We start from the raw sequence: 14,710 nt of genomic DNA, 5'->3' as shown, positions 1-14,710 counted from the left end.
GGGCGCCTTCGACGTCGCCGCGCTCGTCCAGCACCACGGCGAGGCCGACGGCGGCCTGCGCCCTGTCGGGCCCGTCGGGGTCGGCGGCCAGCTCGGTGAGGATGGCCGCCGCGCCGTCGAGGTCGCCCTGCTCGGCCAGGCGGCGGGCGGTGTCCAGAGGCGGGGTCTCCAGCTCTGAGGATGTCACGAAAGCTCCTTCGGCGGCGATCGCCCCGAGCCTAACCACTTCCGACGATCATGTCTGCCCGCTTGACGCGGAAGGTCTCACGCCGCCTCGGGAGCCGTCTCAGGAGCGCTTTGCGGTCGCTCCGGCGACCGGGATCACGATGATCGGACCGCGATCGCCGTCATCTCCAGGGAGAGACCGAACGGGAGCCGGGACACCTCGACGGCCGTCCGGGTCGGCGGGCGCACCCCTTCGAAGAAGGCCGCGTAAACCTCGTTCATCGCCGGCCAGTCGTCGATGTCCGTCAGGTAGCAGGTCACGCTCGCCAGATCGGAGCGGCTGAGGCCCGCCTCCGTCAGCAGACCGTCGATGTTCTCGAGGGTCTGGCGGGTCTCCTCGCGGATTCCGCCGTCCACCTTGGCGCCTGTCCGAGGGTCCAGTCCGCCCTGTCCGGATATGAAGATCAGCCCGTTGGCCTCCAGCGCGACGGAGTACGGCCCTTTCGCGGTGTTGCTCCGAACCGGCACGTGCATGTTCCCTCCATGGTTGTCGGGTTGGTTGTCGGGTTGGTTGTCGGGCGTCAGTGGCCGATGGCCATCGGGACGCTCCAGTCGGCGGCACGCGACACGATCTCGCCGCTGTCGGGTCCCACGATGATCAGGTCTTCGACGTGATAGTAGCCGTCCGGCCCCGTCACCAGCGGCTCCAGCATGAACACCATGCCCACCTCCAGGGCGGTCTCTTCGAACGGCTGCAGCATCGGGTTCTCGTGCAGACCCAGGCCGATGCTGTGGCCGATGTGCGGTGCCCAGAAGTCAAGGCCGGCGTCTTCCATCAGCTCGGCGCAGAGGCGGAACACGTCGCGCGCGCGGACGCCGCCCCGCATGCTCCTGGCCACGATCTGGTGGACCTCCTCAAGCCTGGCGTAGACGTCTCGCTGGGCACGGGAGGGCTCCCCCACGAACGCCGTTTTCGCCACGTCCGACAGGTACTCGCCCTGCCACACCATCCCGAAGTCCGTGCGAACGACGTCTCCCGGCGCGAGTGGTGTCGCGCCAGGGGCGGCGTGTGCCTTGAATCCGTTCGCCCCTGTCGCCAGGACCTGGTGGATCAGGGTGCGGGCGCCACGTCCCCGCGCCTCCGACAGCATGATCTCCGCGAGTTCGCGCTCGGTCATTCCCGCGCGGGCGCGCTCGAAGGCGGCACGGATCGACGCGTCGGTAGCCCGGGCGATGTCCTTGATGGTGGCGATCTCCGCCGGCGTCTTGATCGCCCGCGCCTGATCGAGCGACGCGTCGACGCCCACCGGCCTGACCCCCGGAAGGGCGCGCTCCAGTTCGCGGTGGTGCCGGGCGGTCAGATATCCGAGCTCGACGCCGACGCGGCCGGAGGTGATGCCGCAGCCGCGCAGCCACGCCGCCAGAACCGACATCGGCGGGTCCTTGAACTCGGTGTAAGGCACCAACTCGGTGAGCCACGACTCCTGCCGCGCGTGGCCCTCCTCGATCGAGCAGTAGATGAACGCCTGACGCTCGGGTGTGACGACGACGATGCCCAGGCGGTCCGGGATGGTGCGCATCGTCAGGAACGACGTACCGGCGAGGTAGCGGACATTCACGGGTGAGGCCACCACGAGTGCCTCAAGCCGTTCCTCGGCGAGGATGGCCTGCGCCTTGGCCAGCGACTCATCTGCTGTGATCACGGTTCGGTTCTCCTAGGTGGGGATGGGGTGCTTCCAGGGCTCGCGCGATCGTGAGCAGGGAATGGTCGTCTCCGGGCCTGCCGAGGATGCTCATGCCGATCGGCATGCCCTCGCCGTCGTGGCCGCACGGAATGGTGATCGCCGGGCCACCGGTGAGGTTGGCGAGCATGGTGAACGCGCCCCTTGAATGCGCGGAGACGAGTTCGGACAGGCCCGCCCTCTTCGGGGGCGTGTCGTCCGGCTGGACGACGGGTGCCCCGGTGGGGGCCGTCCAGCAGACCAGGCCGTCGAGCGCGTGCTCGTCCATCACGCCGCCCACCGCGTTCGAGATCCTCTCCTGCAGATCGACGGCGGCCTGGTAGGTACCGGGACTTGTCGACAGGCCCTCCTCGATGACCGCGAGGACGTTCGGGTCGTAGTCGGCGGCGTGGCCGGCGATGAGCGGCCGGTGCCAGCGCGCGCTGTCGGCCACGAGGATGGTGACGAGGACGGACGGGACCGCGGCGATGTCGGGCACGCCGGCCTCGACGAGCGTCACGCGTCCGCTCGACTCCAGCTCCTCCAGGCGCCGGCGCACCACTTCCCGCACCGCGGGATCGCCGGTCGCGAAGAAGGCGCCGTCGATTCCGAGCCGGGGCCGGAAGGTGGACGGGGTCCCGGGGACGGAGGCTGACTCGGCGGTTCCGCGGAGGACCTCGAAGAGCCGCTCGCAGTCGGCGACGGTGGCGGCGATGGGCCCGGCGGTGTCGAACCGAGGGCTCATCGGCACGCAATCGGAGATGTCGACGACGTCGAGGGACGGCTTGAACCCGACGACGCCGTTGAACGCCGCGGGGATCCTGATGGAACCGCCGCTGTCCGCTCCCAGCGCGCCCGGCACCGAGCCGTTCGCGACGGCGACCGCCGACCCGGCGCTGGAGCCACCTGGTTGCCGGCCGGCGTCGACGGCGTTCCGGGTCGGCGGGCGGTCCAGCCCGAATCCGAACTGGTGCGTCACGGTCCGTCCCACGATGACGGCGCCCGCCGCCCGGAGCCGGGCGACCGCCAAGGTGTCGGTTTCGCGGGGCTCGGCTCCGAAGAACGACGCTCCCGCGCGACAGTGCCGGCCGGCGATCGGGAACACGTCCTTGACCGCGATCGGCACGCCGTGCAGCGGACCGGGCCGAGCCCCGCGTCGGCGGAGATCGTCGAGCCGGCGAGCCACCCGGCGGGCCTCATCGTGGAAGACCTCGACGAACGCCTCGGACGTGGGCTCGCGCTCGTCGATCGCCGCGAGCGCCCGCTCGACGATCTCGCTCGCCGAACGCCGCCCGCTCACGAGCAGTTCGCGGGTGTCGAGCAGGGAGGGCGTCCCGGGACGGTTCACGGCCCCGGACGCGGCGTGTGCTCGGCACCCCGCACGTAGACGCGGCGCACGGATCGGACCTGACTGATGTCGGCCAGCGGGTCACCGCCGACCAGGACGATGTCGGCTCGCTTGCCCGCGGTCAGCGACCCGATCTCGCTGTCGCGGCCGACGTTGCGAGCGGAGCCGAGGGTGGCCGCGGTGAGGGCCTGCGCGGGGGTCAGCCCGTACTCGACCATCAGCTCGATCTCGCGGTGCAGACTCCCGTGGGGGTTGAACGGAGTCCCGCCATCGGTGCCCGCGGCGATCCCGACACCGGCGCCGATGGCGCGCTTGAAGCTGGCGCGCTGCCTTTCCCGCTGAGGGGGGATCTTCTCGGCCATCCACGACGGGAGCCGGTCCATGTGCTCGGTCATGCTGGTCGGCACGACCAGGGTCGGGACCAGCATGACGCCTCGCTCGGCGGCCATCCGCACCACCTCGTCGTCGAGCTGATACCCGTGCTCGATCGAGTCGACTCCGGCGAGGACCGCGTTCCGGGCGCCGAGGAGTCCCGTCGCGTGCGCCGTGACCCGCCGGCCCGCGTCGTGGGCGGCACGCACGATCGCCCTGATCTCCTCGACCTGGAGCGCCGCCTGCTCCGGGGTCACGCCCTTGGTCACGATGCCGCCGGTGGACATCACCTTGATGAAGTCGGCGCCCGCGGCGATCTCCGCGCGAGTCGCCTTGGTCGCGGCGTCGACGCCGTCGATCTCCACTCCGACCTGGTGCCCGTGCCCCCCGGTCATGGTGAGAACGCGTCCGGCGGCGAGCACCTCGGGTCCGCGCACCAGTCCCTCCTCGACCGCCCGGGCGACGTGCAGGGCGGCGCCGTCGGGCGATCCGCAGTCACGCACGGTCGTGACACCGGCGTCGAGGTGGCGGCGCATGGCCTGGGCGGCGAGCAGGCCCTGCACGGGTCCGGGCGGATTGACACCGTTGAAGCGGCTCGGATCGCCGTCGAAGCACAGGTGGGTGTGAGAGTCGATCAATCCCGGCAGCGCGACCAGGCCCCGGCCGTCGACGGTTTCGTGGACCTCAGCCTCGCCGGGGAGCGCGGCGCCCGTGTCGAGCACGGCCTCGATGCGATCTCCGCGGATCACGATGGTTCTGGAGTCCTCGATGACCCCCGTGACGGGGTCGAAGACCCGGACGTCGTCGATCACCGTCAGCCGGGGGCGATTCGCGAGCGGACGGCCCGGCACGTCAGGCATCGGACCCCTCCCTCGGGCCCAGCTCGCGGACGACCCCCTCGGACAGATGGGAGTGCACCGCCTTCCATGCCCCGTCCACGCGGACGAAGACGATGGTGAAGCGCATGTCGAGCACGCCGTCATACAGCATGTCGACCTTCGCGTCGTCGAAGAACCAGGCGGTGTCGCCGTGCACGAACCCCTCTGGCGAGGAGAACACCAGCTCGCGTGGCGGAGCCTCGTCCAGGTGATCCAGCAACGAGCCGAGGCCCAGGCTGCCGCCGGGAACGGAGGCGATCGTGTGCACCGTGGCCCCTTCCGGCGTGTGGGAATGCTCGCGAAGGAAGTCCGTGTTCCGGCTGAGTCCCGCGCGCAGCCAGGCGGTGGCCAGTTCGCGCAGTTCGATCGGGGCCTGCTCCATCTTGTTCTCCTTCGACTCGGTAGTGGGGTGGACCTTCATGTGCACCGGTCATGGGCACGGTCATGAGCACGGTTATGAGCCCGGTCTAGGCGTGCGCGAACGAGTATCCGAACCGTCGAGGCCCCATCAGGTCCAGCCCCTCGGGGGTGTACCACCGGGGGTCGGCAGGCGTCGACGTGACGACCACGGGGAATCCGAACCGTACGTGCTCGGTGGTGATCGGCAGCCCGCTACGGGCGTCGAACACGCTGGTGATGTCGGGCATCACGCTCACGATCTCGCCGTCGACCTCGGCCATGAGGTTCTCGTTCACCACGTCGATCCCCATGGTCGAGCGCGCGTAGGGGCCTGTGCCGGTGATGGTCACGCGGGCCTGGGACCAGCCGGCCCGGATCTCGTGGTCGAAATCGGTGATCCTCCCCCGGAAGAGCTCCCTGCCGTCGCCGACACTGCGGACGACCTCGATCACCTTCTCCACGTCGCCACCGGCCTCCCTGATGCCGCGACCGTAGCGGTGGGCGAGCGTGTAGGCGCCGCGGACCAGGGCCGAGCGCAGGACCTCGACGCGACCGCCGCCCGGAAGGAGCACGCTCGCGGCCATGCCGCCGAAGAAGGTGGACAGAGGCCGGAAGATGGCTTCCACTCTGCGGGGGTCGTCACTGTCGACGGTCACCAGGTTGCCGTAGTCGTCACTCATGACCATCGGGGTCGACGACAGGCCGTTGAGCGTGAAGAGCGTCATGTCGATCTCCGGGACGGCCCGCCCGATGCCGTCGGCGTCGACCACCGGCAGGCCGGTCATCGCCGCGACGCCGATCGGCAGCATCGAGTTCACGCCGCCGATCTCCGCCGAGAAGACCCCCGCGATCGGGCGTCCCGAGATCTTCTCCAGGTGCCGCAGCCCGGCGACGGCCTCACGACCGGAGGGGAACTTCTCCAGATTGACCATCGGCGCGCCGACCAGGGCGGGAGTCGCGATCAGGTCGTCGTCGTCGAAGTCGTCGATCGACCGCAACGGCACCGGGCCATGGCGGCGAACGGCTGCGAGGGTGGCCATCATGCCGCGGTGCGGATCTCCGCCCCCGCCTCCGCCGAGCACGGCGGCGCCGGTCGCGATGTCGCGCACCGCCTCTTCATCGATCTGGTCTCGCAGGGTCGGGGCGCCCGGCCGTGACGCGCTCATGCGTGAACCTCCAGAGTTCCCAGCGCACGGATACGGACCCGCGAGGCGTGGTCCGAAAGGGATGGAACGTTCAGGATGTCCTCGTCGGCGATCGTCACCGTGGCCGCCGCGGCGCCGTTGCTCACCGCCAGGGCCATGGCCTCGTTCCGCAACGCGTCCAAGGACTCCGCCCTCGTCTCGGGGGTGATGACCAGGATTCGATCGATCTCCGCGCTCACCTGGGGGATGGCCGCGCCCACGGCGTTGGCGACCTGGAAGTAGTCGGGCCGGACGAACTCGGCGAATCCGTTGATTCGCTCGGGGTCCACGATGATCGAGCCGCCGCCCACGAGGATCACGGGAACGTGGGCGCGGCTGGACCGGGTGTCCTCGAGGAGTTCCTCGATCACCTGGTGCCACGCGGTCACGGCTTCCTCCACGAGCCGCGGATCCAGTCCGGCCGCCGCGTCACGATCGCCGACGTCGGCCAGCCCGGCGGCGACGGCCACATCGGTGGCCGTGACCGTCCGCCCGCCGAACACGAGGGCCTCTCGTGAGATCGCGTAACCGACCGACTGCGGACCGACCCGCACGCCGTCGGCTGTCGTCACGGTGCTCCCGCCGCCCACGCCGACCGAGGCGACTTCCGGCATCCTGAAGTTCGTCCGGACTCCGGAGATCGAGTGCTCCGTCGGCGCCTCGCGCGGGAAGCCGGCGACGATGGCCCCCGCGTCCGTGGTCGTGCCGCCCACGTCGAGCACGATCGCGTTGTCGCAGCCGGACAGGAACGCCGCTCCCCGCATGCTGTTGGTGGGACCGGAGGACAGGGTCCTGATCGGGTAGGACCGCGCGTGTTCCGCGCTGACGACGGTCCCGTCGTTCTGGCTGATGTACAGGGGCGCGGTGACCTTGAGCTCTTCCAGCGCCTGGACGAATCCCGCGAACGTCTCTCTCGCGAGTTTGAGCAGCGAAGCGTTCAGGATGGTCGCGTTCTCGCGTTCCAGCAGGCCGATGCGCCCGATCTCGTGGGACATCGAGATCTCAAGGTCGGGAAGGAGCGAATGGAGCTGCTTCTGCACGGCGACCTCGGCCTCCGCGGACACCGGCGCGAAGGCCGCCGTCAGGGCCACCGCGTCGCATGCCGACTCCTCGACCCGGCGGGCCAGGTCGGCGATCTCGTCCGGGAGAACGCTCGCGATCGGCTTGCCGTCGAAGTTGGCTCCGCCGTGGATCATCGCGGTCTCGAGCCGCATGGCCTCCGCCAGCTCCCGCGGCCAGTCGAAGGCCACCGGAATGGCCGTGTTCGCCGGCAGGCAGATCCGGACGGCGAGGACCTTTCCCAGGCGCCGGCGTTCCACCACCGCGTTGGTGAAGTGCGTGGTGCCGATCATGACGGCCCCGACCGAGCCGGCCGGGACCTGCGCCTCCTTCAGCAGGTCGGCCACCGCCGCGACGATTCCCGAGCTGACGTCGGCGGAGGTCGGCCTCTTGTTCCACGCGACGATGCTGTCGCCGCTCATCAGGACGGCGTCGGTGTTCGTTCCCCCCACGTCGAGTCCGATTCGATAAGGCATGCTCTCCTCTTTGCTATGGGTTCTGCCATGGGATTTGCTGTGGTTTCGAGGCGTCCGGTCGACGCCTCTGAAATGCGTTGTTCAGCCGTGGACGGCTGCGGCGATCGTCGTCTCGCTGAGCGACCGACCGTGGAGTTCGGCGACCACGCGCCCGTGCCGGAGGACCAGGACGCGGTGGCACATCGCCGCGAGCTGCTCGTAGTCGCCTGAGGACATGAGCACGGCACCGCCGGCGGCGGCCGTGGCGGCGATCTCCGAGAGGACATCGAACTTCGCGCCCACGTCGACGCCCTGGGTGGGTTCGTCGAGCACCACGATGCGTGGCCCCATCGACAGCCACTTCGCCAGGACGATCTTCTGCTGGTTGCCCCCGGAGTACTGGATCGCGAGCCGGGCCGGGTCCGGGGGTTTGACGCCGAATCTCGCCAGGAGGGTGGCGGCGGATCGCCGCTCTCCGCGGCGATTCAGGCTCTTGCGCCGCCCCGCCACCGTCGCGGTCAGGACCACGTTCTCCTCGGCCGTGCCGTCCGGCCAGACCCCGTCGCGCTGGCGGTTGCCGGGGACCAGGGCTATGCCGGCCGAGACCCGCTCACGGATCGACATCGAGGAGATGTCGGTTCCGTCCACGCTGATGGTGCCCTGGGTGGCCGCTCCGCTCCCCGCGACGAGGTACGGAAGTTCTTCGTGGCCCATGCCGACGAGCCCGGCGAACCCGAGGATCTCACCGGCTCTGACCTCGAACGAGACGTCACGGACCACCTGTCCCGACAGGCCGCGCACATCGAGCCGGGTCGCTCCGCCCGCGATCGGCCTGACCTCGGGGTAGGGCTCCACGAGCTCTCGGCCGAGCATCGCCGTGATGATCCGGTTCTTGTCTCCGGCGCCCGCCGGGAAGGAGTCGGCGACGCGGCCGTCGCGCAGGACGCTGATGTGGTCCGCTGTGTCCATCACCTCCTTCAGGTGGTGTGAGATGAACATGACAGCGCACCCGCTGTCCGCGACCTTCCGCATGAGCCGCATGACCGCCTCCGACTCCCTCGCGTCGAGGTATGCCGTCGGCTCGTCGAGCACGAACAGGTACTTGTCGGAGTACTCCCGCATGACGCGGCGCGCCCGGGCGATCGCGATTCCCGCGCGCACCGCGGGTGACAGGGTCGAGACGAGCTGGTCGGGGCTGACATCCAGATGCATCTCGGCCAGCAGCTCTTCGCACAGGCGACGCTCGCTCCGCATGCTGATCCGCCCGAGGATCCGCGCGCCGTAATGCGATGAGACGCCCATGTTCTCCAGCACGGTCATGTTGTCGAGCAGGCCCAGATCCTGGTGGATGACGGCGAGACCGTTCTCGTACGCCTTCGAGACCGGAAGCGAGATCTGCTTGCCCCACAGGGACATGCTGCCGCCGGGGTCCGGCGGGATCACGCCACTCATGATCTTGACCACGGTCGACTTGCCCGCGCCGTTGCCGCCGAGGAGCGCATGCACCTGGCCCGCCGCGATCTCGAGCTCGATGTCGCGCAGGACGGTGACACCCTCGTACTGCTTGGAGATCCGGCGCAGGTGGAGCGCCGTCTCGTCCGCCATCACGCGCGTCGCCTCGTCCGCCATCACGCGCGTCGCCTCGATCGTGCCGCGAGCAGCGAGAGCGTCACCGCGACGACCAGGGCCGTTCCGTTGAACACGTCCGACACCCAGGGCTGGGCCCCCATCAACTGCAGGCCGGTGATGCCGACCTCCAGGACGTACAGGGCGATGATCGCTCCGAGGATGTTGACGCGGCCGACCGTGATGGCGGTCGCGCCCAGGAAGACTCCGGCGAACGGCTGCAGCAGGAACTGCGATCCGATGCTGGGGTCCATCTGGCCCACGTTGCCGATCAGCAGGACGCCCGCGAAGGCCGCGATGAGGGAGCACGCCATGAACGCCGCGGTCCGTACGGCGTTCACGCGGATGCCCGCGAGCCGGGCGGATCCCGGACTGCCGCCGACGAACAGCAGGTAGCGCCCGAACGGCGTGAACTCGAAGACGTACCAGGCCACGAGGGCGATCCCCCAGCCGATCCAGACGACCGACTGCAGCCCGAAGAACTGCTCTCGGCCGAGGGCCAGCAGCCCCTCGGGGAGGTTCACGACGACGGTGCTGTCGGAGACGGCGTAGGCGAGGCCGCCCAGGGCGGTGGACATCCCCAGCGTGGTGACGAAGGAGTCGACGCCCAGGCGCACGATCAGGCCGGTGTTGACGAACCCGACGACCAACCCGAGGCCGAGGCCCGCCGCGATGCCGACCACCAGGCTGACGCCGTTGCTCAGGAGCACCGCCGTGACGGCGCCACTCGCGGTCATGAGCCCGGCGATCGAGAGATCGAACTCGCCTCCCCGGAGCGGCAGCGCGAGGGCCACCGTGAGGAGCAGGGTGATCGCCTGGGCACTGGCCATCGACTTGAAGTTCCCGACCGTGGCGAACGTGTCCGGGAGGAGCAGGGAGAAGACGACGCACTCGACCACGAGCAGGAGCAGCAGGCCGTAGCGTTCCACGAAGCCGAGGAGGGCGCTGTGGCCCCCCATGCGGCGTCCGTGTCTCCCGGCGGACTGCTCGGCGGGCACGGTCTCCTCCTCGGACCTGACGATCACTGAAGGCCCCACTTTTCGAGGAACTTGGGCTCGTACTTCTGGTAGGCCGGGAACATCTGGTCATCGGAGGTGCCCATGTTCGTCCGGTCGATGATGCGCGACGGAATGGTCCACTCCGCGGGCTTCGCCTTGGCCATACCCCGTCCCACCTGGTCGACGAGCGCCCAGCCGATGTACTGCATCGGCGGCACGGCAGCCGTCATCACCTGCGGGCTGGAGCCGGCCCGCATCGCCTTGAGCGTCGACGGCAGCCCATCGTGCCCGGCGAGCTTGGCGTCGGAGCCCAGTTGCGCGATCGCCGGCGCCGCGAGCCCGGTGAACGTGTCGAACCCCGGGTCGACGTACTTGATCTTCGGGTTGCGCCTGAGCACGGTGCTGACCAGTGGTGCCAGGCTCGTCGCAATGGTGGCGATGTCCAGGTCGGACACCGTCGCGGAACAGGTGGCGCAGAGCCGCTCGACCTCGTTCTTGGCGCCTTCGATCAGCTGGGTCGAGATCGGATACGTCGGGAGCTGGAAGAGCGCCAGGTCCATGTCGCAACCGGACTCCGCCAGCATCCAGTCCGCCTTCGCCTTGCCGTCCGCCCGCATGTCGAACGCGACGTGCGCGAACACGCCGGGGTCCAGCGGGTCGGACGCGCTGCCGTTGTTGAAGTCCACGACCGTGATGCCCTGGGCGACCGCCTCCTGGAGCGCTCCAGAGACCGACGCGGGGTCGACGTTGAACAGGACGATCCCCGACGCCTTCGCGGTCGTGGCCTCACGGACGAGCTTCTGCATCTGCGTGACCTGGCCGTTGGCCGCCGCGAAGTGCGTCGTCATCTTGGCCGCCTTCGCGGCGGCCTGGAACCCCTCGTACAGCATCTGCGATGATTCGTTCGCCACGACACTGATCAGCCAGAGGCTCTTGCCGGAGTTCGCCGACATGTCGAAGCCGGCCTCCGGCATGAGGAGCGGCTTCTCGGCCTTGGCCGCCTGTGTGGCGCTGGTCGCCTCGCTCACACAGGCTTCCTTGCTCATGCCCTGACGAGCGGCGGAGGCAGTCGGCTTCGCACTCGAGCCGCTATTACACCCTGCGACCGTTACCGCCAGCGCCAGCGAGCAACCGACGGTTAGGTATCGACGAACGGCACGAGACATCGACTACTCCTTCACTTCCTGGTCGCGGCACGCCCGAGATGAGACCGGGTCCGGTCGCCGCGTCAGCGATGGTGAGATGCTAGCCTCGAAAACATTCAACTTCTAGATGTTCAGCGTTTGATTTTTCCGCCATACTGCGGACAGACCGCGCTGACCCGGTCTGACATCATGAGAACGCCTCAGCCCTGTGCCGGCCCTCGGCCGGCCGACGCCGACCAGGCACACCATGCCTGCTCTCCCCGAACAGAGGACGACGACGAACGTGGCATCAGCAGACGCGATGTCGATCCCGGACCGCGACCGGCCGGCTCCGGCCGTTCAGCGCGAGCCGGAGGGTTTCGCGCGGCCGGTCAGCGTCGCCGACGAGGCTCTGCTGCAACTCGTCGACGACCTGCGTGAGGGGCTCTATCCGCGCGGATCGTCCCTCCCCAACCTACAAGAGCTGGCCCAGTATCTGAACATCAGCGTCACCAATGTCCGGGTCGCGCTGCAGCGCCTTGAGACGGCGGGCGTGGTCAGCGTGCGGCGGGGCCGCGGTGGCGGCGTCACGGTGATCACCCTGGACAACGTCTCCGCCGCCCTTCAGTCGATCTTCAGCCCCACGCCGGAGCGGCAGCTCCCCGCCTTGGTGGAGGCGTGGTCGACTCTCGAACGAGAGGTCTTCCTCCTCGCGTCGCGGCGTGCCTCGCAGGAGGACCTGGCCCGCCTCGCGGCCGCGATCAAGGATCTGCACGAGGTGGAGCCGGGGAACGCCGCGGCCTTTCAGGAGCTCAGCTTCCGCGTGCACACCGTCGCCGCGACGATCGCGCGGAACCCGTTCCTGAAGCGCTACTTCTCCACACTGATGAACATGCTCGGCGCGGTCTTCACCGCCCGCGGGAATCTCTCGGAGTTCACCGCCGACCGGCGGCGGCTGGCACTGGAGCAGTACGACGGCCTGCTCCAGGCCGTGGTGCGCCAGGACTTCCCGGGCATCTCCGGCGTCGTCCAGGACCGCGCCGAGCTCCAGCTTCAGATGATGGGCCTCGCCCCCGAGAGGTCCTGATGACCGCTGCCGCAGGTCGCGAAGGCCGGTCGCCCGAGCGGCGGACCGGCCCCCTCCGAACCTCCGGGGTCCGGCGGGCGACCTCCTCGGCTCAGTCCTCGTAGGCCTCCAGCGGCGGGCAGGCGCAGACCAGGTTGCGGTCGCCGTACGCCTGGTCGATGCGGCGCACCGGCACCCAGTATTTCCCGTCGCGCAGCGACGGCAGCGGGTAGGCGGCCTCGGTGCGGGAGTAGGGGTGCGTCCACTCGTCGGCGGCGACGGCCTCGGCGGTGTGCGGGGCGTTGCGCAGCGGGTTGTCGGCCCTGTCGTAGTCGCCGGACGCCACCTTCGCGATCTCACGCCGGATGGCGATCATCGCGTCGGCGAACCGGTCGAGCTCCGCCACGTCCTCGCTCTCGGTGGGCTCGATCATGAGCGTGCCCGCGACCGGGAAGGACATGGTCGGCGCGTGGAAACCGTAGTCGATGAGCCGCTTGGCCACGTCGTCGACGGTGACGCCGGTCTCCTTGGTGATCTGGCGCAGGTCGATGATGCACTCGTGGGCCACCAGCCCGCCACGCCCGGTGTAGAGGACGGGATAGTGGGGGGCCAGCCGCCGCGCGAGGTAGTTGGCCGACAGGATGGCCTGCTCGGTGGCCCCGGTGAGGCCGTCGGCGCCCATCATCCGGATGTACGCCCACGAGATCGGCAGGATGCCCGCAGAGCCGTACGGGGCGGCCGAGACCGGGCCGACCGGCGAGCCGTCGCGCAGCGGGTGAGCGGGCAGGTAGGGGGCGAGGTGGGCGCGGACCGCGACGGGGCCGACGCCGGGCCCGCCGCCGCCGTGCGGGATGCAGAACGTCTTGTGCAGGTTGAGGTGCGACACGTCGGCGCCGAACTCGCCCGGCTTGGCCAGCCCGACCAGCGCGTTGAGGTTGGCCCCGTCGACGTACACCTGGCCGCCCGCCTCGTGCACCTTGGCGCAGATCTCGGTGATCGTCTCCTCGTAGACGCCGTGCGTGGACGGGTAGGTCACCATGATCGCGGCCAGCGACGAGCGGTGCTTGTCGATCTTGGCGTCGAGGTCGGCCAGGTCCACGTTGCCGTCGGCGTCGCAGGCCACCACGACGACGCGCATGCCGGCCATGACCGCGCTGGCGGCGTTGGTGCCGTGGGCGGACGACGGAATGAGGCACACCTCGCGGCCGCTCTCGCCGTGGGCACGGTGGTGGGCACGGATGGCCAGCAGCCCGGCGAGCTCGCCCTGGGAGCCCGCGTTGGGCTGCAGGGAGACCGCGTCGTAGCCGGTGACCTCGGCCAGCCAGCGCTCCAGGGTCTCGATCAGCTCGACGTAGCCGGCCGCCTGCTCGATCGGCGCGTAGGGGTGGATCGCGGCGAACTCCGGCCAGGTGATCGGCTCCATCTCGGTGCTCGCGTTCAGCTTCATCGTGCAGGAGCCGAGCGGGATCATGGACCGGTCGAGCGCGATGTCCTTGTCCTGCAGCCGGCGCAGGTAGCGCAGCATCGCGGTCTCGGAGTGGTGGCTGTGGAAGACGGGGTGCGTGAGGTAGGCGGACTCGCGGGCCAGCCCGGCGGGCAACCGGTCGAGGCGCCGGTCGACCGTCAGCCCGGCGAGCTCCGCGCGGGAGACGGGATCGTGGCCCAGGGCCTCGCCGAAGGCGGTCACCACCCGCTCGATGTCGGTGAGTGAGGTCTTCTCGTCGCAGGAGGCGGAGACGTGGTCGTCACCCGCCTGCCACAGGTTGACGCCCCGTTCGGCGGCCAGGCGCACGACCTCGGCGGCGCGGCCGGGCACGTGGGCCAGCACGGTGTCGAAGAACTCGCCGTGCACCACCTCGGTCCCGCGCCGGCGCAGGCCCTCGGCCAGCACGGCGGCGTGCCGGTGCACGCGGGAGGCGATGCGGCGCAGCCCCTCGGGCCCGTGGTAGACGGCGTACATGCCGGCGATGACGGCGAGCAGCACCTGGGCGGTGCAGATGTTGCTGGTGGCCTTCTCTCGGCGGATGTGCTGCTCGCGCGTCTGCAGCGCGAGCCGGTAGGCGGGGTCGCCGTCGGTGTCGACGGAGACGCCCACCAGGCGGCCGGGCAGCTGCCGCTGCAGGCCCTCGCGGACCGACATGTACGCGGCGTGCGGCCCGCCGAAGCCGAACGGCACGCCGAAGCGCTGGGAGGAGCCGATCGCGATGTCGGCGCCGAGCTCGCCCGGCGCGGTGAGGAGCGTGAGCGCGAGCAGGTCGGCGGCTGCCACGACGAGCGCCCCGGCGGCGTGCGCGGCGCCGGCCACGGCCCGGAAG

Annotated in this window: 12 protein-coding genes and 1 pseudogene; 1 reads left to right on the top strand and 12 read right to left on the bottom strand. The window is 70.0% G+C overall.

The features are described from left to right. From DQW85_RS36960 to DQW85_RS36910, 11 genes and pseudogenes are all read right to left on the bottom strand, one after another. Positions 1-187 (bottom strand): annotated as a pseudogene (locus DQW85_RS36960) (tetratricopeptide repeat protein); the annotation flags it as partial. Positions 188-321: 134 nt separating this feature from the next. Further along, positions 322-699, bottom strand: coding sequence for a RidA family protein (locus tag DQW85_RS36955; protein ID WP_113704387.1), 378 nt, complete (start codon positions 697-699; stop codon positions 322-324). A 47-nt stretch (positions 700-746) separates the two neighbouring features. Next, on the bottom strand, positions 747-1,868 hold the full coding sequence (locus DQW85_RS36950) for a M24 family metallopeptidase (protein ID WP_113704386.1): 1,122 nt from the start codon (positions 1,866-1,868) through the stop codon (positions 747-749). Further along, complete coding sequence (locus tag DQW85_RS36945; protein ID WP_162795683.1) at positions 1,852-3,234, bottom strand: amidase; 1,383 nt, start codon at positions 3,232-3,234, stop codon at positions 1,852-1,854. The genes DQW85_RS36950 and DQW85_RS36945 overlap by 17 nt, the downstream gene beginning before the upstream one ends. Further along, positions 3,231-4,466: a metal-dependent hydrolase family protein gene (locus tag DQW85_RS36940; protein WP_162795682.1), complete on the bottom strand. Its 1,236-nt coding sequence runs from the start codon at positions 4,464-4,466 to the stop codon at positions 3,231-3,233. The genes DQW85_RS36945 and DQW85_RS36940 overlap by 4 nt, the downstream gene beginning before the upstream one ends. Beyond that, entirely contained in the window at positions 4,459-4,866 is a 408-nt protein-coding gene (locus DQW85_RS36935) for a nuclear transport factor 2 family protein (protein ID WP_162795681.1), read from the bottom strand. The genes DQW85_RS36940 and DQW85_RS36935 overlap by 8 nt, the downstream gene beginning before the upstream one ends. 85 nt (positions 4,867-4,951) lie before the next feature. Continuing rightward, complete coding sequence (locus DQW85_RS36930) at positions 4,952-6,049, bottom strand: DUF917 domain-containing protein (protein ID WP_113704382.1); 1,098 nt, start codon at positions 6,047-6,049, stop codon at positions 4,952-4,954. Further along, a complete protein-coding gene (locus DQW85_RS36925; RefSeq protein ID WP_113704381.1) occupies positions 6,046-7,602 on the bottom strand; it encodes a hydantoinase/oxoprolinase family protein in 1,557 nt (518 codons plus the stop codon). Before DQW85_RS36925 ends, DQW85_RS36930 begins: the two co-directional genes overlap by 4 nt. An 81-nt stretch (positions 7,603-7,683) precedes the next feature. Continuing rightward, entirely contained in the window at positions 7,684-9,210 is a 1,527-nt protein-coding gene (locus tag DQW85_RS36920; protein WP_113704380.1) for a sugar ABC transporter ATP-binding protein, read from the bottom strand. Next, positions 9,210-10,232: an ABC transporter permease gene (locus tag DQW85_RS36915; protein WP_113704379.1), complete on the bottom strand. Its 1,023-nt coding sequence runs from the start codon at positions 10,230-10,232 to the stop codon at positions 9,210-9,212. The genes DQW85_RS36920 and DQW85_RS36915 overlap by 1 nt, the downstream gene beginning before the upstream one ends. After that, complete coding sequence (locus tag DQW85_RS36910; protein ID WP_162795679.1) at positions 10,229-11,233, bottom strand: sugar ABC transporter substrate-binding protein; 1,005 nt, start codon at positions 11,231-11,233, stop codon at positions 10,229-10,231. The genes DQW85_RS36915 and DQW85_RS36910 overlap by 4 nt, the downstream gene beginning before the upstream one ends. Before the next feature lie 400 nt (positions 11,234-11,633). On the opposite strand from DQW85_RS36910, the gene DQW85_RS36905 reads away from it, so the two are divergent. Beyond that, positions 11,634-12,416, top strand: coding sequence for a FadR/GntR family transcriptional regulator (locus tag DQW85_RS36905; protein WP_162795678.1), 783 nt, complete (start codon positions 11,634-11,636; stop codon positions 12,414-12,416). A 91-nt stretch (positions 12,417-12,507) separates the two neighbouring features. On the opposite strand, the gene gcvP is transcribed toward DQW85_RS36905, so the two are convergent. Then, positions 12,508-14,710: aminomethyl-transferring glycine dehydrogenase (gene gcvP, locus DQW85_RS36900; RefSeq protein WP_113704376.1), on the bottom strand; the 2,203-nt coding region annotated here is incomplete at its 5' end.

The sequence above is a fragment of the Nonomuraea lactucae genome (genome assembly GCF_003313395.1).
GTDB lineage: Bacteria > Actinomycetota > Actinomycetes > Streptosporangiales > Streptosporangiaceae > Nonomuraea > Nonomuraea lactucae.
The sequence above is the reverse complement of the archived record's forward strand: the minus strand, read 5'-3'. Positions and strand labels throughout refer to the sequence as shown.

Bases quoted from the DNA above. Each gene is read 5' to 3' on its own strand.
- DQW85_RS36955 (WP_113704387.1), bottom strand. From the start codon at position 699: ATGCACGTGCCGGTTCGGAGCAACACCGCGAAAGGGCCGTACTCCGTC.
- DQW85_RS36940 (WP_162795682.1), bottom strand. From the start codon at position 4,466: ATGCCTGACGTGCCGGGCCGTCCGCTCGCGAATCGCCCCCGGCTGACG.
- DQW85_RS36935 (WP_162795681.1), bottom strand. From the start codon at position 4,866: ATGGAGCAGGCCCCGATCGAACTGCGCGAACTGGCCACCGCCTGGCTG.
- DQW85_RS36930 (WP_113704382.1), bottom strand. From the start codon at position 6,049: ATGAGCGCGTCACGGCCGGGCGCCCCGACCCTGCGAGACCAGATCGAT.
- DQW85_RS36925 (WP_113704381.1), bottom strand. From the start codon at position 7,602: ATGCCTTATCGAATCGGACTCGACGTGGGGGGAACGAACACCGACGCC.
- DQW85_RS36920 (WP_113704380.1), bottom strand. From the start codon at position 9,210: ATGGCGGACGAGGCGACGCGCGTGATGGCGGACGAGACGGCGCTCCAC.